Origin of the sequence: Enterococcus sp. AZ048 (genome assembly GCF_051715125.1) — a bacterium.
Lineage (GTDB): Bacteria > Bacillota > Bacilli > Lactobacillales > Enterococcaceae > Enterococcus_A > Enterococcus_A gilvus.
Map to the genome: position 1 here is coordinate 461,663 of NZ_JBIOTD010000002.1, position 16,412 is coordinate 478,074.

At 43.6% G+C, this 16,412-nt stretch carries 17 protein-coding genes; 6 read left to right on the forward strand and 11 right to left on the reverse strand.

Features of this window, described 5'->3' with window-relative positions; translation table 11 throughout:
* Positions 1 to 70: 70 nt before the first annotated feature.
* On the forward strand, positions 71 to 1,771 hold the full coding sequence (locus tag IGI66_RS16075) for a M3 family oligoendopeptidase (protein ID WP_438849573.1): 1,701 nt from the start codon (positions 71 to 73) through the stop codon (positions 1,769 to 1,771).
* 168 nt (positions 1,772 to 1,939) lie between these two features.
* On the opposite strand, the gene IGI66_RS16080 is transcribed toward IGI66_RS16075, so the two are convergent.
* Positions 1,940 to 2,719 carry an ABC transporter ATP-binding protein gene (locus IGI66_RS16080; RefSeq protein WP_438849574.1) on the reverse strand — a complete coding sequence of 260 codons (780 nt, stop codon included), beginning with the start codon at positions 2,717 to 2,719 and terminating at the stop codon, positions 1,940 to 1,942.
* Between the two features lie 104 nt (positions 2,720 to 2,823).
* Here IGI66_RS16080 and IGI66_RS16085 point away from each other — a divergent pair, with 104 nt between their 5' ends.
* The gene (locus IGI66_RS16085; protein WP_438849575.1) at positions 2,824 to 3,519 is read left to right on the forward strand and encodes a TIGR00266 family protein; all 696 of its coding nucleotides are present in this window, start codon (positions 2,824 to 2,826) and stop codon (positions 3,517 to 3,519) included.
* Between the two features lie 77 nt (positions 3,520 to 3,596).
* Positions 3,597 to 5,369: a putative polysaccharide biosynthesis protein gene (locus IGI66_RS16090; RefSeq protein WP_438849576.1), complete on the forward strand. Its 1,773-nt coding sequence runs from the start codon at positions 3,597 to 3,599 to the stop codon at positions 5,367 to 5,369.
* Between the two features lie 68 nt (positions 5,370 to 5,437).
* On the opposite strand, the gene IGI66_RS16095 is transcribed toward IGI66_RS16090, so the two are convergent.
* The 10 genes from IGI66_RS16095 to IGI66_RS16140 form a co-directional block, all read right to left on the reverse strand.
* The gene (locus IGI66_RS16095; RefSeq protein ID WP_438849577.1) at positions 5,438 to 5,944 is read right to left on the reverse strand and encodes a prolyl-tRNA synthetase associated domain-containing protein; all 507 of its coding nucleotides are present in this window, start codon (positions 5,942 to 5,944) and stop codon (positions 5,438 to 5,440) included.
* Between the two features lie 5 nt (positions 5,945 to 5,949).
* Positions 5,950 to 6,411 (reverse strand): hypothetical protein, encoded by a 462-nt coding sequence (locus IGI66_RS16100; protein ID WP_438849578.1) that lies wholly within the window; start codon positions 6,409 to 6,411, stop codon positions 5,950 to 5,952.
* Between the two features lie 161 nt (positions 6,412 to 6,572).
* Complete coding sequence (locus tag IGI66_RS16105) at positions 6,573 to 7,739, reverse strand: trans-sulfuration enzyme family protein (RefSeq protein ID WP_438849579.1); 1,167 nt, start codon at positions 7,737 to 7,739, stop codon at positions 6,573 to 6,575.
* A 120-nt stretch (positions 7,740 to 7,859) separates the two neighbouring features.
* Positions 7,860 to 8,951, reverse strand: coding sequence for an SLC13 family permease (locus tag IGI66_RS16110; protein ID WP_438849889.1), 1,092 nt, complete (start codon positions 8,949 to 8,951; stop codon positions 7,860 to 7,862).
* A gap of 116 nt (positions 8,952 to 9,067) precedes the next feature.
* A complete protein-coding gene (locus tag IGI66_RS16115) occupies positions 9,068 to 10,111 on the reverse strand; it encodes an HAAS signaling domain-containing protein (protein WP_438849580.1) in 1,044 nt (347 codons plus the stop codon).
* A 2-nt stretch (positions 10,112 to 10,113) separates the two neighbouring features.
* Positions 10,114 to 10,449 (reverse strand): PadR family transcriptional regulator, encoded by a 336-nt coding sequence (locus IGI66_RS16120; protein WP_438849581.1) that lies wholly within the window; start codon positions 10,447 to 10,449, stop codon positions 10,114 to 10,116.
* Between the two features lie 107 nt (positions 10,450 to 10,556).
* Positions 10,557 to 11,783, reverse strand: a complete 1,227-nt coding sequence (locus tag IGI66_RS16125) for a DUF1015 domain-containing protein (RefSeq protein ID WP_438849582.1) — start codon at positions 11,781 to 11,783, stop codon at positions 10,557 to 10,559.
* Positions 11,783 to 12,970 (reverse strand): 3-phosphoglycerate dehydrogenase family protein, encoded by a 1,188-nt coding sequence (locus tag IGI66_RS16130; protein ID WP_114525443.1) that lies wholly within the window; start codon positions 12,968 to 12,970, stop codon positions 11,783 to 11,785. Before IGI66_RS16130 ends, IGI66_RS16125 begins: the two co-directional genes overlap by 1 nt.
* Entirely contained in the window at positions 12,971 to 14,053 is a 1,083-nt protein-coding gene (serC, locus tag IGI66_RS16135; protein ID WP_438849583.1) for a 3-phosphoserine/phosphohydroxythreonine transaminase, read from the reverse strand.
* 170 nt (positions 14,054 to 14,223) lie between these two features.
* Positions 14,224 to 14,646: a MarR family winged helix-turn-helix transcriptional regulator gene (locus tag IGI66_RS16140; protein ID WP_316407043.1), complete on the reverse strand. Its 423-nt coding sequence runs from the start codon at positions 14,644 to 14,646 to the stop codon at positions 14,224 to 14,226.
* A 126-nt stretch (positions 14,647 to 14,772) separates the two neighbouring features.
* Here IGI66_RS16140 and IGI66_RS16145 point away from each other — a divergent pair, with 126 nt between their 5' ends.
* The 3 genes from IGI66_RS16145 to IGI66_RS16155 all read left to right on the forward strand — a co-directional run bounded on the left by IGI66_RS16145 (position 14,773) and on the right by IGI66_RS16155 (position 16,191).
* On the forward strand, positions 14,773 to 15,072 hold the full coding sequence (locus IGI66_RS16145; RefSeq protein WP_438849584.1) for a DUF2316 family protein: 300 nt from the start codon (positions 14,773 to 14,775) through the stop codon (positions 15,070 to 15,072).
* 340 nt (positions 15,073 to 15,412) lie between these two features.
* Positions 15,413 to 15,796, forward strand: a complete 384-nt coding sequence (locus IGI66_RS16150) for a helix-turn-helix domain-containing protein (protein WP_438849585.1) — start codon at positions 15,413 to 15,415, stop codon at positions 15,794 to 15,796.
* The gene (locus IGI66_RS16155) at positions 15,721 to 16,191 is read left to right on the forward strand and encodes a hypothetical protein (RefSeq protein ID WP_438849586.1); all 471 of its coding nucleotides are present in this window, start codon (positions 15,721 to 15,723) and stop codon (positions 16,189 to 16,191) included. The genes IGI66_RS16150 and IGI66_RS16155 overlap by 76 nt, the downstream gene beginning before the upstream one ends.
* The last annotated feature ends 221 nt before the right edge of the window (positions 16,192 to 16,412 follow it).

Genomic DNA, 16,412 nt, shown 5'->3' on the forward strand with positions numbered 1-16,412 from the left:
CTGTCAGCGAGCTGCTGGCAGGTTTTTTGTTATAATAAGGTACATTCTTTGATTACAAGGAGGTTCACGGATGATTTTTTCAGATATTACCTATATACGCCCTGATTTGACGCGCTATGAAACGAATGTCGATCAGGCCATCCAGCAATTTGTTGAAGCTGGCGATTATGAAACGGCGAAGCAGGCCTTTGAGCGATTGGACCATCTGCGGGGCGAAATGTCAAAATACATGAAATTGGCGTACATTCGTCACTCGATCGATACAAAAGACAGCTATTACAGCGGAGAAAATGAGTATTGGGATCATCACACACCTTTGGTCGAACAGATCCACAATCGCTTTTATCAAGCGTTACTAACCTCCCCTTTCCGATCTGAATTGGAGGAAGAATTTCCTACAACACTTTTTCTATTTGCGGAGGACCAATTGCGGCTGTTAGACGACTCGGTCATCGAACTGATGCAAAAAGAAAATGACGTTATCAGCCACTATACGCAATTGATTGCTTCAGCCGAAATAATATTTAACGGAAAAACCTGCACGTTGTCCGAATTATCTGCTTTCTTCAGTGATCCGGATCGGGCCATTCGAAAAGCGGCTCATGAGGCCTACGAGGAGTTTTTTGTCACACATGAACAGGACTTTGATAACCTCTATGATCAGTTAGTGCACTTGCGGCATCAGCAAGCCCAAAATTTAGGGTTTGATAATTATGTTGACTATGGCGACCGGTTGATGAATCGCTGGAGCTACGACAGAGACGCTTTAAGAGCCTTTCGCCAATTTATCATTGAGGAAGTCGTACCGATCAATCAAACCCTTTACCGCCGTCAAAAGGAACGTCTCGGCGTCGATACGCTTCTGCATTATGACTTGCCCCTCGTCTATCCGAAGGGCAATCCACGTCCTCAAGGAAACGACAAAGAGCTCGTGGCACGTGCACAAAAGATGTACCATGAATTATCAAGTGAGACAGGCGCCTTCTTTGACCAAATGATCCATCAGGAGCTGATGGATCTCGTCAGCCGTCCAGGCAAACAGAGCGGCGGGTATTGCGAATTCATTGACGAAGTCCAAATGCCCTTTATTTTCGCCAATTTCAATGGCACTTCAGATGATGTCGATGTCTTGACCCATGAAACAGGCCACGCCTTCCAAAGCTATTTATCTCGTTGGATCAGAGAACCAGAGCTGGTCTTTCCTACTTCGGATACCGCAGAGATCCATTCTATGAGTATGGAGTTTCTGACGTGGCCCTGGATGGACAACTTTTTTGGGACGGACAGTGAGAAGTATAAATATGCCCATTTAAGCAGTGCACTGCAATTTTTACCTTACGGCGCGCTGGTTGACCATTTTCAAGAAGAAGTGTACGCCCATCCAAATTGGACAGCTTCAGATAGGAAAAAATGCTGGCGAGAATTAGAACAGACTTATTGTCCTGAAAGAGATTATCGTGCATCTGATGCCTTGGAGCGCGGCATCTATTGGTATCGCCAGGGACATATCTTTGAAGTGCCTTTCTATTATATCGACTACACGCTAGCGCAGGTTTGTGCCCTGCAATTTTGGAAACGAGCGATTGTCGAACACGATCCGACTACTTGGGAGGATTATCTTGCCATTTGCCGGATCGGCGGAAGTCAGACATTTTTAGAAACCGTGGCGCTGGGGCAGCTCGACTCTCCCTTTGATCGCGAAAAGATGAGTGACCTATTAGCCTCTGCGGCCCGCTACTTATCCGACGTACCAGAGTCAGAATTGCAGTAACAAAAAATGCTGAAGAAGACAGACTATCTATAAAGATAGGGACTGCTTCTTCAGCTTTTTCTTGATTGTCCAACGGGTGAATCCGGGTTAAAAGGCACTTATCTCTTTTGCAATATTTTTAGCTCTTATTAACAAACCTAAAAAAATCTACTCATTGAGAGCAGATTTCTATTTGGGAATCACCATCCGACGGTCATTGCTCATTTCGTGAATCATGATTGGTCGCTGATAAAAATCATTTAAAATAGGTTCTTCTAACAGCGCGTCTCGAGGGCCTTGCTGAACAATTTCTCCGTTGCGAATCATCAGAACATGCGTCAGTATCGGCAAAATTTCTTCCGTGTGATGGGTGACATAGAGCAAGCTCGGGGCGTCTGCCGCCTGCTTCATTCTCTCAATGCGTGCCAGCAGATCCTCTCGTGCAAATAGATCCAACCCGTTGCAAGGCTCATCTAAGATCAACAGCTCTGGTTTAGCCATCAGCGCTCGCGCGATCAGCACTAGCTGTTTTTCCCCTTGGGACAGCACCTGATAAGGTTTACCGATCAGTTTTTCAGCGCCCAGCGACGACAGCATCTGCTTCGCTTCCTTCATTTCGTCATCCGAAACCTGCTGATAAATCCCGATACTAGCAAATTTTCCCGATAGAACGATCCATTCCGCAAGCTCTTCTCGGTGGATTCGTTCTTGCAGAGACTGGCTCACCCAGCCGATCCGTTTCGTCAAATCGGGAATCGATGTCCGCCCAAAGACTTCTCCTAGAACCGTCAACCTCCCGCTTGAGGGCCACAAATTACCAGAAATCATATTTAGCATCAAACTTTTCCCTGCACCGTTCAATCCTAAAACTGCCCAATCTTCACCTGCTTTGATTCGCCAATCAATGTCCTGTAACAATACGTTCTGCTGACGGACAAACTGAACGTTTTCAAAAGATAAAATATCCATACTTTCCTACCAACCCCTTCCTTTTTTACAATTTTAACAAAATTTCACAGGAATGATATGGGAAATGATATAATTTAGCAAATGTCTCGAAAGGAGTTTTATCGATGAATTATGAAGTATCAGCCAGCACGTTTGCTCCAATCGCAAAGGTCCGCTTGCAAAAGGGAGAGAAATTACGGATTGAACCAGGAGCGATGGTCTACCAGCTCGGGCAAATCGAATTAGAAGGAAAAATGAATACCAATGGAAAAAAAGGGCTCGGCGGTGCGTTAAGCGCTCTAGGGCGATCCGTGACTAGCGGCGAAGGCTTTTTCATCAGTACAGCCACGGCGAATTCCAATGACGCGATGATCGCTATTGCTCCAGCCGTTCCGGGGAAGATTTTCGCTTTAGAAGTCGGTGCTGAACACTGGCGTTTGAACACGGGGGCCTTTCTGGCGAGCGAAGAACAGGTGAATTATCAGATGAAGCGGCAAAAACTATCTGGTGCCCTATTAGGAGGAACCGGCGGCTTATATGTAATGGAAACTACTGGCAACGGCCAGATTCTTGTCTCTGCCTTTGGTGATATCGAAAAAATTGATTTGGATGGGCAGCAGCCGGTCATTATCGACAATCAGCATGTCATCGCCTGGACTAGCTCACTGGATTACAACATCAAGGTCGCTTCTGGCACCTTCGGCTTTACAACAGGTGAAGGCGTCGTCAATGAGTTCCATGGTCGCGGGTCTGTCTATATCCAAACGCGAAATTTTGAAAGTTTCGCGGAGCATGTCAGCACGTTGATCCCTAAATCTTAAATATTTTTAGGTAGGATTGTAAGTGGGCGGCAGAACAGGTAAAATATGGAGGACACTGTTGTAGAAAGCTGGTTTATATGACTGAAAAAAATACTTACGGAAACGGGTCTGTTGAACATCCTTCACGAATGGCTCGTTACCATGCAGATACGGCAATTCCGCCGAAAAAAGAAGTAAAGAAAACACTGGAACCGACTGACGAAGCAGAAGCAATCGGAGCTGGTCCTTCTAAACCGAAAAAACAGGCAAGCGCACAGGAAAAAATGGTCCAAAGCACTGCTTGGCTAACAGTCGGAAACATCTTCTCTCGATTATTAGGGGCGGTTTATGTGATCCCCTGGATCGCGTGGATGCAGCCTCACGGACTAGAGGCCAACTATTTATACACCAAAGGATACAATGTGTACGCCCTGTTTCTCATGATCTCCACTGCGGGAATCCCTGCTGCTGTGGCGAAACAGACGGCGCGATACAACTCCATGAATGAATATGGGCTTAGTAAGAAACTGTTATTTTATACTATGCGGTTAATGACTATCGGCGGCATTATCTGTGCCGCTATCATGTTTTTAGGTGCGCCCTACCTGTCTCAAGGAAATGCGGATCTTGTTCCTGTCATGCGCTCGTTAAGCGTCGTCTTGCTGATCTTCCCAGCGATGAGTGTTATTCGCGGGTTTTTCCAAGGGAACAACAACATGAAGCCCTATGCGATTTCTCAGATCGTTGAACAGATTGCCCGTGTTTGCTACATGCTGGCTTCTGCTTTCATCATCATGCAGGTCAATAATGGCAGCTATAAAACAGCCGTCGTGCATTCCACGTTTGCTGCATTTATCGGCGTTGCCTTTGCTATGGCCGTGTTGCTGTTCTCATTACTGAAGGAACGAACGGCTTTTCGAGAGCTGATCAAAGAAAGCAACAACCAAATCAGCTTCTCAGGCCGCCAATTGGTCTTGCAAATGATTGCCCAAGCGATCCCCTTCATCATCGTCGGCAGCGCCATCAGCATTTTCAAACTGATCGATCAATATTCCTTTGAAAAGATCATGCTGCTTGTTTCCGATTATTCTGCTGCAAAAAATGCGGATTTGTTCACGTTGATATCCGCGAATCCAGATAAATTGACCATGGTTGTTATTGCTTTGGGAACGGCGATGGCGACAGCAGGATTGCCACTGATCACCGAACGCTTCAACAAAAAAGATCAAGCGGGTCTTGCACAATTAGTGACTAATAACTTACAATTGTTATTTTTTGTCATGATGCCTGCTACGATTGGAATGATTGTTTTGGCCTATCCGTTGAATACGTTGTTTTATTGGCCAAACCCTTTAGGCGCGGAATTATTGGCAGCCTCTTGTGTCGTCGGCATCATGATGGGTTTGTTCATGGTCTCTTCAACCATGCTTCAAGGGCTAGATGGAAACATGCAAGCGGTATGGTTCCTGTGTATCGGTCTTTTCGTTAAGGTAGTCACACAATTTCCGTTGATTTATATGTTCAAAGCATACGGGCCTTTGATCGCGACTTTTGTTGGCTTATTCGTAGCCAATCTGTTCTTGCTTGACCGTATCCATGTGTTATCGAAATTCCCATTCAGAGAAACACTAAGCTCTATCGGAAAGGTCACTGTGATGTCCTTGGTTATGGGTGCTGTTGCTTTCGTCGCCAAATTTGGCTGTGAACTGTTTTTAAGTTCAGACTCGAAAGTCCAGTCCATGATCATTATTCTGATTGTCGCAACTATCGGCGGCTTCACATACATTCTCTTAGCTTTGAAAACTCGGATGGCGGACAAATTATTAGGCCCTCGGGTCGACGGTATTCGACGTCGTTTGCGGATGCGTTAACAATAAAAATCCTCTTGGCTTTACGGTCAAGAGGATTTTTATTGAAAAAAACAGCCTGACGATTTGCTTTATGCGTCGGGCTGTTTTTCGGGAATCGTACAATACAGCGGCTCAATACCCAGTTTTGCCAAAAAAAGAATGAAATCACTGAAGGCAATGACCACTGTTGCGGTATTCGTATTTGGGTGAAAGCCGATTTTTTCCCTTTGGTCAATGGCTTTATCGATGATCAAGGTGATTTGCTGTTTGGTATCATGGGGCAAAGCAAGAGGTGTGACCGAGCCTCGCTCAAGGCCAAGCAACTCAAAAAGCTCTGCTTCCGAAGCAAAGGACAATTGCCGCTCCTCTAATTTCTTGGCAAGCGCCTTGATGTCTAGCCGCTTCTGACCAGGACAGATCACAAAATAGTAGTTCTTCGTTTTCTTGCTTTTCATCAATAGGTTTTTCACGTCGCTGCCGTCGATCGTAAAATCGATCTCAGCAACCGTATAAACGGCCTGATGATCGATCCGTTCATAAGGGACCTGCCACTCTTCAAACAATTGATACACTTCTTGGTCTGTCGCTTTTGCCACCCTTCTCACCTGCTTTCTTTTAAGAGATTTCGCCATGTGATGATCGTTTTATTGACATGATTCAAGACTTCCAGCTCCAGCTTTTTCGTATCCGATACTTCCCGCTGTTGAAAATCAAGCAACGCGTAGTAATTTTTATGTAATTGCTCCTCTATCGACTGATTGGCCTCTGAAACGATCAGACTAGACGCTTCCGCCTTCAATTGTTCAAGAACGATCGGTGTCGTTTCTTGAAAATAGACATAGCCATAGCTGTTAAGATTTTTTTTATAGGATTGCAGCGTGTCTAAGGAGTGTTCAAGCACCGTTAGACCATCATTGGTTTGTTTGGGAATCTGAACAACCGCTTCTTTGGTACGCGGAGCCGTTGGTTTTCGTTTCAGGGCCCACCGGGTGATCAAAAAGGTGATGAGACAAACGATCACATTTGACAGCAGCACCTCTGGACGCAAAAGATTTTCGAGCATAACTATCACTTCCTCTAAGAGATGTTTCCATTATACCCAACAAGCCTCGTTTAATATATCCATTTCTCCAAAAAAGAAAGAAAAAGCCAAACGGATTTTTTACGCTCTCAATAGAACGTAAAAATCCGTTTGACTTTCGCACGGTTCAGTCTTCCGCTATACTACTTGTTCGGTTCACTTATTTTTGAGGAGACCTTTGACAATGCCTGTGCTAGATCCTCTAATAAATCGTCTGTGTCCTCGATGCCTACAGACAAGCGGAGCAGCCCTTCTGTAACGCCCTGCTTCTCCCGTTCTTCCTTTGGTACACACGCATGGCTCATCGTCACGGGATAGGATAAGATGGACTCTACTCCACCGAGACTGACTGCGGCGATTGGCAGCTTCAAGGCATCCGCAAATGTGTAGACCGCTTGTTGATCGGCTAATTCAAAAGACAGCACGGCGCCGCCTGAGGTTGCTTGCCGTTTGTGCACCTCATAGTCGGGGTGGCTCGGCAGCCCAGGGTAATGGACTTTTTTCACGGCAGGATGTGCCTCCAGCATTTGGCTGATTCGCTCAGCACTGGTCGCACTCTGTTCCATCCGCAGACCCATCGTCTTCAATCCCCGCATCGTCAGCCAACAATCCTCCACTCCTAAAATCCCCCCCAAAACTTTTTGCTGAAGGGTGATTTGATTGTGCCATTCCTCATCATTTGTCACAACTAATCCTGCGACCACATCGCTGTGGCCATTAATGAATTTCGTCGCGCTATGAATCACGACATCCACCCCCAAAGCAAGGGGCTTCTGAAATTGCGGTGTCATAAATGTATTGTCCATCATCGTCACTAAATGGTGCGCTTTTGCGATCGCCACGACTCCAGCGATATCCGTTACTGACAACAGCGGATTTGACGGTGTTTCTAAGTAAAGACCACGGGTATTTGGGCGAATCGCTTGTTCCCACTCGTCAAGATTCGTCTCATCAATAAAGGTCACTTCGATGCCGAATCGTTTCATAACCTCATTGACCAATTGGAAGGTCCCGCCATAAATACTTTTACACATGACTAAGTGATCGCCCTGATCAAAGCTCAGCAGGACCGCCGAGATTGCTCCCATCCCAGAAGCAAAGGCTGTCGCATATTTTCCATTTTCCAACGCCGCGACTGCTTCTTCCAGAGCCGTTCTCGTTGGATTGCCAAAGCGTGAATAGGTATAGGTCTGCCCATCTTTGATGGATGCCTGTTTAAATGTTGAACATTGATAAATCGGAATGGAGGAAGCACCGCTCTCCTCATCAAATGCGTTATATCCGTGAATAAATTTTGTCTTATCCTTCATTACAAATCCTCCTCAACCATTACTTGTAAGCCAAGCTTAACACCAATCGAAGCGTTTTCAGCGATCGTGTATAAATTCCCATAAGAAACTTAGCTTATTTTTAGGAATTCTAGGGGCTTTCTAATGGATGAAGAAATAAAAAATACCGCCTAATAAGAACAGCAACCCGAAATTCACAATACTAAATAGACCCAAGAATTTCTTCGTTTCGTTTGGAAAATAGATCCGAAACAAATTGTAGCCGATCAGATTCGCTAAAGAGGCCAAAAGGGTTCCCAAGCCGCCAATATTGACACCCAAAATGACGGCCTGCTGATTCGTCGTAAATGGTGCGATCAAGAACGCTGCTGGGACATTTGAAATCACCTGACTGAGCCCCAAACCTGCCAAATAAATTTGTTTGCCGTTCAATGACTGTAAGAACTGTTTGATAAATTGCGCTTCTCCGATATTTCCGACGATTAGAAAAAAACATACAAAGGTAAGCAGCAAACCGTAGTCCACTTCCTTGAAGAGTTCGCGACGATACACCGCAACGATCAGCGCGACCAAAGGAATGACTCCTTGATAAGGCAGTACATCGAGCACCACCAGAATCATGATAAGCATCAATCCACTCAACAACATCGTTTCTTTACGTTCGAATCGGTGGTCTTCCATGTCTATTTCTTCTAAAGAATCCTTTGCGACTAAACACGTCAAAATCCCTAATGAAAGAACGCTGACCAGCAAGACTAAAAACATCCACGTCAAGAATTGACCCAACGGCACATGATAATAGTCATATAAATACAGATTTTGCGGATTGCCAAAAGGAAAGAAGCTGCTGCCTAAATTCGCTGCCACGATAATCAAGACACTCCCTAAAAAGCGCCCTTTGAATCTCGGAAGAACGGCTAACAGCTTTAAATAAATCGGCAGCAACGTCAAAATCGCTACATCATTTGTTAAAAACATCGAACCAACCAACGATAACAAAATCATTAGCTGAACCAATTGCCGTGTATTCTTTGAATAATGAAGGAGCTTCTGTGCAACGAACCGCAACACTCCCACTTGCTCAAACCCCTGGATCAGCAACATTAAACCAAATAAACTAAAAATCACTTTGTAATCAATAAATCCAGCGGAAAATCGACCAATCAAACAGCTAATGATTGCTAGAAGTAACGAAACACTCATCAATCGATTATTTATAAAATAGTTTGCCATACGCTTCACACGTCTACACCTTCTCATTCTAACTTTCTTTTCAATAGAATACTCCAAATACTTAAAATTAGGCAAAAAATAGACCCCCGACGAGAGGGTCTACTGAAATATTTTAATTAAGCATGTTCCTGATTCGCATAGCCTGCATACGAAGTTCGTTTACTACGATTGTAAAGCACAGAAATAATTTGAATTACAGAAATCACCACAATCACAAGGCTGATAATTAGTCGAATTGATGCGGTATCGCCAGTTGAGATATAGTGCAGCACATCTCCGCTGGACCAGGTTTGTTCCTGTAATAGTTCTACTAATTCAGAACTGAAGATATTTTCTCGCATCAGTAAAAAGACCCCTAGAATTGTCCATATCAAAATCTCAATGATCGACCATAAACACACGCGATTCGTCCAACGGCGATCGACCAGTTTTAATACGTTTGAATTTAAGGTCAACAGGACTCCAACGATCACTGTTGGTATTAAGAGCATCGTAAAGCTGTTACTAAACAACGGCACGTTGACAATCGCATGACCCGTTTTAGAAAAAACCTGCGGAAATAAATTCAAGGCTCCGAAGATCAGAAAAGCGCAAAAAAGCAACGTCGCAATGATCTCTGCCACTGGATCAGAAACGGGGATCAGTTTTTCCGTGGTCAGCGGCGGCAAGTCCGCCACTTTCCAATCGTCTTTTTTCTTACGATTGAACACTCCGGTTCGTTCGGCGATCACAAATCCGATCGTAGTCCAAACCAGTGTCTGCATCACCCCAGATACCCCGCTTTGAATGCCCGATTGGAACATCACCTGCAGGATTCGACCGACCTGCGGACTATTCTGCTGAAGGATTTCGAAAACGCCAGAGACTGCACCAACTATTAAGGTAATAATCCCAACGATCGGCACTAACAGTTTCAATAAGCGAAGATATTCATCATAGACCTGTGGAGAAATGAGATACCGCGGATTCTGACGATATTGTTCGGCCAGTTTCGCTGGGGCTCCCATTGAGTGAAGGACCTTTTCGATTTCGATATCATTTGGCCGATCTGATAGCATATCATAAATATTGCCGCGCAGTTCCTTGGCGACTTCCGCCCGTTCATTTTCTGGCAATTGCTGAACAACCGCCGCTATATAGCGCTCAATTAGATTTTCCATTTTCACCCCTCCGAATAAATGCCGATCAGACTTTTTTGCATTTCCTTCCATTCCTCAAACAACTTTTCCCTAACTTTTATGCCTGTTTTACTGATTGAGTAATACTTACGCGGTCTACTCTCAGTCGTATCCCAATCACTTTCCAACAATTCTTGCTTTTCCAGCCTTCTCAGCAGCGGATAAAGCGTATTGGCTTCAATATCCATTCCTCGCTCCTGCAACGTCTGCAACAACGCATAGCCATAATGAGGCGTACTCAAACTGCCTAATACAGCCAAAACTAGATTTCCTCTTTTCAATTCTGTCACATAGTTTTGAACAATATCCTTGTCTGGCATATGATCACCTCTTCGTATTCATTATACTGTGCGACACACATTATAGTCAATAATACAATATTGTTAACCACAAAAAACTCCCGAAAAAAATTTCGAGAGTTTAAACATTATTTCGTTTCTAAATCATGCAAGAACAACCCGCTCAACAGCTTTGGTTCAAACCACGTAGATTTCGGCGGCATGATTTTCTTGGCATCTGCCACATCTAACAAATCGGTCATTTGGGTTGGATACATCGAAAAGGCTAATTTCCACTCACCAGAATCAACTAATTTTTCCAGCTCTTCAGTCCCGCGAATTCCACCGACAAAATCGATCCGTTTGTCGGTGCGAATGTCGTTGATTTCAAAAATATCTTCTAAGACAAATTTTTGCAGCAAGGCTACATCTAGTTTCTCTACTGGATCATTTGGTACCTTCTCAGGCTTAATACTCAATGTGTACCAAGCTGTTCCATCGTATAATTGACAGTCCCCCGCTTTTTCAGGTTTTTTAGTCCCTGTATTGGTTACGTGATAATTTTCTGCCAAGCGTTCCATAAAATCGGCAGGCGGCGGTGTTTTTAACACGCGATTGTATTCCCAGATCGCTAATTCATCTTCTGGGAAGATGATCGACAAGAATTGCTCCGTTTCGGGATTCTGTTCACCGGATTGACGTTTTTCCAAACCGATTTTCACCGCTGATTCTGTCCGATGGTGACCGTCAGCGATATATAACGCATCCACTTTTGTAAAAAGCCCTGCTAAACGATCGCTCGTTGCCGCCTGATCGATCACCCAGACGCGATGTGTAACTTCATGATAGCTCACGAAATCATAGACAGGCGCGTGCTCCTTCTGCCAAGTTTTGATGATCGTTTGGATCTCTTCCTGCGGGCGGTAGCTCAAGAAGATCGGACTTGTATTTGCATCGCAAGTGCGGATATGATTCATCCGATCGATTTCTTTTTCGTGACGTGTAAATTCGTGTTTTTTGATTTTTTCATCAATGTAATCGGTGATTGAGGTGCAGGCCACTATGCCCGTTTGACTGCGGCCATTCATCACTAATTCATAAAGATAAAAGTTGGCTTCATTTTCCTTAAATAACCAGCCCTTCTCTAAAAATGCCGCTAAATTGTCCGCCGCTTTTTGATAGACCTTTTCGTCATAAGGGGAAACATCGGCAGGCAGATCAATCTCCGCCTTGTCAATATGAAAATAGCTGTAGGGATTCCCGTTTGCCAGCTCTTTTGCTTCCTGTGAATTCACGACGTCGTAAGGAAGTGCCGCCACTTGTTCGGCTAAGTCCTCTGCGGGTCGAATGGCTTTAAATGGATGAACTTGTACCATTAAAATTCACACTCCTCATCACGTTTGATCGCCCGAACGCGGACGATGCCGTCATTTTTACTTAATTGCTCCACGATTGCTGCTATTTTTTCTGGATCTGTTTCAGAAACATCTACCAATGTGTAGGCATGCTCGTCTTTTCCGCGATTCACCATGTTGTCGATATTGACCTCTAAAGAAGCGATCTCAGACGCAATCAATCCCAGCATATTCGGCACGTTGCGATTGATAATGGTGATACGGTAGGGTGAATCAAAGGCCATTTCAACATTTGGGAAATTGACCGAACGCTTGATGACTCCTGTTTCCAAGAAACGCTTCAAGCCCCGCGCCGCCATTTTTGCACAGTTTACTTCTGCCTCTTCTGTTGAAGCCCCCAAGTGAGGCAAAACAGTGATCTTGTCATTATGAAGTAATTTTTCTTCCGCGAAATCGGTGGTAAACCCTGCGATTCGTTCTTCATTGACTGCCTTTACCACCGCACAGGTATCCACGATCTCCCCACGAGCAAAGTTCATTAAATGCGCCGTTTTCTTCATTTGCATCAATTCTTCCGTACTAATCAAATGATGGGTATGCTCCGTCAAAGGAACATGAATCGTCACAAAATCACAATTCGTCAACACTTCCTTCAAATCCTTCGCTCGTTTTACACGACGAGAAATACTCCACGCCGTATCAACAGAAACATACGGATCGTAGCCGGTCACTTCCATCCCTAAACGGTAGGCATCGTTTGCCACCATCGCACCGATGGAACCTAACCCGATCACACCCAATTTTTTTCCTTCTAATTCTGTTCCTGCAAATTGCGCTTTTTGCGCTTCTGCCTGTTCATCGACATTGCTGCCTTCTAGGGTCTGTACCCAACTGATCCCTTGAACCATCGGACGAACAGCCAATAATAGACTTGCGACGACTAATTCTTTCACCGCATTCGCATTCGCTCCTGGTGTATTGAAGACAACGATCCCTTTTTCCGTACACTCCTTGACCGGAATATTGTTCGTTCCAGCACCCGCACGCGCCACTGCTAAAACAGATTCAGGAAAGTCATAGTCATGCAGCTTTTGGCTTCGCAGAATGATGCCATCTGGTTCTTCGCTTTCATTGATTCGGTAATTCTCTTTATCAAAACGCGTCATTCCTTCAGGAGCGATCGCGTTGAATGTTTTAATCTGAAACATCTATTTTCCCCCATTTTCCTTTTCAAACGTTTCCATGAATGCGACCAACGCCTCGACGCCTTCGACTGGAAAGGCATTGTACAGACTGGCCCGCATCCCGCCGACAGATCGATGGCCCTTCAAATTTTCAAAGCCTTGTGCTAAAGCTGCTTTATTGAAGGCCTTGTCTAGTTCTTCATCGCCTGTCACAAATGGAATATTCGTGATTGAGCGACTGTTCTTCGCCACTGGACTCGTGAACAGGTTCGATTTTTCGATCGCGTCGTAAAGCAATTGCGCTTTTTGCTGATCCTTCGCTGTGATCCCAGCGACACCACCCTGCTCCTTCACCCATTCAAAGACAAGCTTTGCAATATAAATGGCATAGGTCGGAGGTGTATTATAAAGAGAATTATTTTTCGCCTGCAGTGCATAATCCATCATTGGGGCGAAAACAGCTTCTTGATTGAGCAAATCTTCACGAATGATCACGACTGTAAGCCCTGCTGGACCAATATTTTTCTGTGCGCCGGCATAGATCACACCAAAGTCTTCTACGTTGTACTCATTGGCTAAAATATTCGAAGACATGTCAGCGATCACGGGAACATTGCCCACTTTTGGAATCTTCCCGTAGGCAGTTCCTTCTATTGTATTGTTCGTTGTGATGTGCAGGTACGCAGCCTCTTGATCGACGGTCTCCGGCAATTCAGGAATATACGTAAAATTCTTGTCTTCACTTGAGGCAATCACTTCTACCTCTACCGTTTCGATGGCTTTGGCAGCGCTGATGGCTTTTTTCGACCATGATCCTGTATTCACGTACAATGCTTTTTTTCCTTGCGCAAGATTCAGCGGCAGCATAGTGAATTGCAAGCTGGCTCCGCCTTGCAGGAATAAGACCTTGTAATTGTCTGGAATCGCCATGAGTTCTCTTAATAACGCTTCAGCCTGTTGAATGATGTCTTCAAATAAGGAGGAACGATGACTCAGCTCCATCACGGACATACCGCTGTTTTTGTAATCAAGCATTTCGGACTGTGCGATCTCCAATACTGTTTTTGGTAATACCGCTGGACCCGCAGAGAAATTATAAATCGTCATACTTATTCGCTCCTTTTCATTAGTGACATCCCTTTAGATGTGATGATAATTATAACAGATGTCTTTATATGATAAAAGGCTAATTTAAAACTAATTTCTCTATAATATGGTTTTATACTGAAAAATTTCATCTTTGTTTGCAACAATCAAAAAAGCTTAACACTTTCGCGCTAAGCCAATTGGTCTTCTGCTCGTTTTAAAAAAAGTTCAAACTGCTGCCGCTCTTCTTTAGAAAATGCCGACTCCATTTGACGGCCCAATTCATCGAAAATCGTCTGGACCTTTTCTACCATCTGCTCCCCTTCAGGCGTCAGATAAATATTTTTTTGCCGCTCATTGTTTTTCGGAATTCTGCGATAAATCAATTTCTTTTCCTCAAGCACTTTTAGAATATTCGTTACGGTCGCCTGCTGCTTTCCCAGATAATTCGCCAATTCTCGCTGCATCGTTCCCGGATACATTGCAATAAAATTCAGACTGCGAGATTGCAAGCTATTCAAATGCAGCGTCTTCAAACGTTCAATAACAAAATTCTGCTGCAAGGTGCTAAGCGCATAGATTTTTTCGGCTAAATCTTCTCTTTTTGAGATCATCTTCTCCCTCATTTCTTTCTTAATAGTTTAAATCACAACTATTTATTTGACAACTGTTTTCAATCAGCGTATGCTGTCGATAGTTAAAATTACAACTATTTATGTTTAAAGAAAGAAGCGAATACTATGTCATTAACGCCGCAAGAAATGCAACGCACAAAAGAAGAATTTAAAGAAAATGTCGAACGAACAGGTCTTAGCCTCGAGCAAATTGCCGCTGACCTCCATACGACGCCTCAAACGATTGAAAATATCTTGACCCTTGATGTCAGTCATATCGAAGATCCGTGGATTCTCAAAAATTATTTAGAAGAAACACTAAATAAGCAAGGCAAAGCCGCGGTTCCCTTTACTGCATTGACGGGTGATCACCACGGCTATTGGTTCTTGAATAGTCGTCGGATCGATAAAAAGAAAATCGGATAGAAGGAAATTTTAATTAATTCATTACAAGGAAAAAATATTCTATTTCATCTTTTATTAATGACAGCTCATACAAAAATTCAACTAAAAAAGACTGACAGACAAATTTTATAACAGTCCTAAAAATTATAGCGCCTGATTTTTAAAAGACTTTTGTTTCCTTCTACAAGTTGGAATCAAAAGTCTTTTTTATCGTCCTTGATTTTCGAGTCAAATTCTTTTGCTACATATTGTCACATCGTTGAAATGAGGCCTGTTACAAAACATCTCTTTATGCACGCTTTTAAATCAGGTACACTGAAATTATCTTAAGTGAGTCAACTGGTGAAAGGTGGGATTTTTTATGAAAATAGGAAGCAAGCTAAAAGAACTTCGCATCGCTCATGGATATACTCAAGCGGAATTGGCAACGATTCTCAATGTCTCCCGTTCAACGATCTCAAGTTGGGAGATCAATCGAACCTACCCTGATCTCAGTATGCTTGTTTCATTGAGCCAACTGTATAACATTACGGTCGATCAATTGATCAATGAAGATGACAAGCTAGTGGATACGATGACGAAGGAGACGAAAAGGAATATGATCTTTAAACGAATCATTCTGTCATTGATTGTTGTGGTCCTCTCTTTTGCCGTAGTCTTTTTCTTCATTTGCTCAGGGAAAATCACCAAGCAAATGAAGAAAAAGTCCTGTCCTATGAATTTTCAGATTATTCAAAATTCGTAGAAAAAAAGAAAGAGAACGACAATTCGATCTATTATTATAAAGATAATTTTGTTGAAGAAATCATTGATACCTTACCTGACGGAAATGAAACTAGTCTCTGGCAATCCGCTCACCTAAATACTGGCTTTGACAGTCAAGTCATTTTAAAGGTTAAAAGAGATCAAGAAAATCAAATCAAAAAAGTCTCAGTAGTTGAGAGGAAAGATACAATTCAATTAATAGAGGACCAGTATGGCGGAAAAATTCATGCGGTGAAGTACAAATCAATAGAAGAAGCCAGTGAAGCTATCGCAGCAACAGCTCGTGATGCGAAAGGAAATCCAGAAGGACTGGTTGCTATGAGAGGTGATGATACCCATGCAACTGCTTATTTTAAAGTCACTGATTCTGACTAGTAATTCTACTCCCTCACGTTTGTACAAACTATTAACCTCTTCTTCCGAGTGTCTTTCTTTGATTCCCGATTAGGTATCATGCTAAAACAAATTAGGAACCATTTTTTAGATAACGAAAGGATGTACGGCAAATGAACAAAGGCAGAGTTGAAGCTTTTTCTGATGCCATCCATCGTAGCAATCATTATAACGTTCTGAACGAACGAGGGCCGGATAAACTC

Bases quoted from the DNA above. Each gene is read 5' to 3' on its own strand.
- serC (WP_438849583.1), bottom strand. From the start codon at position 14,053: ATGACGATTTATAATTTCTCTGCGGGTCCAGCGGTATTACCAAAAACA.
- IGI66_RS16145 (WP_438849584.1), top strand. From the start codon at position 14,773: ATGTCATTAACGCCGCAAGAAATGCAACGCACAAAAGAAGAATTTAAA.
- IGI66_RS16090 (WP_438849576.1), top strand. From the start codon at position 3,597: ATGACTGAAAAAAATACTTACGGAAACGGGTCTGTTGAACATCCTTCA.
- IGI66_RS16140 (WP_316407043.1), bottom strand. From the start codon at position 14,646: ATGATCTCAAAAAGAGAAGATTTAGCCGAAAAAATCTATGCGCTTAGC.
- IGI66_RS16085 (WP_438849575.1), top strand. From the start codon at position 2,824: ATGAATTATGAAGTATCAGCCAGCACGTTTGCTCCAATCGCAAAGGTC.
- IGI66_RS16105 (WP_438849579.1), bottom strand. From the start codon at position 7,739: ATGAAGGATAAGACAAAATTTATTCACGGATATAACGCATTTGATGAG.
- IGI66_RS16100 (WP_438849578.1), bottom strand. From the start codon at position 6,411: ATGCTCGAAAATCTTTTGCGTCCAGAGGTGCTGCTGTCAAATGTGATC.
- IGI66_RS16115 (WP_438849580.1), bottom strand. From the start codon at position 10,111: ATGGAAAATCTAATTGAGCGCTATATAGCGGCGGTTGTTCAGCAATTG.
- IGI66_RS16150 (WP_438849585.1), top strand. From the start codon at position 15,413: ATGAAAATAGGAAGCAAGCTAAAAGAACTTCGCATCGCTCATGGATAT.
- IGI66_RS16110 (WP_438849889.1), bottom strand. From the start codon at position 8,951: ATGGCAAACTATTTTATAAATAATCGATTGATGAGTGTTTCGTTACTT.
- IGI66_RS16120 (WP_438849581.1), bottom strand. From the start codon at position 10,449: ATGCCAGACAAGGATATTGTTCAAAACTATGTGACAGAATTGAAAAGA.
- IGI66_RS16130 (WP_114525443.1), bottom strand. From the start codon at position 12,970: ATGTTTCAGATTAAAACATTCAACGCGATCGCTCCTGAAGGAATGACG.
- IGI66_RS16125 (WP_438849582.1), bottom strand. From the start codon at position 11,783: ATGGTACAAGTTCATCCATTTAAAGCCATTCGACCCGCAGAGGACTTA.
- IGI66_RS16075 (WP_438849573.1), top strand. From the start codon at position 71: ATGATTTTTTCAGATATTACCTATATACGCCCTGATTTGACGCGCTAT.
- IGI66_RS16080 (WP_438849574.1), bottom strand. From the start codon at position 2,719: ATGGATATTTTATCTTTTGAAAACGTTCAGTTTGTCCGTCAGCAGAAC.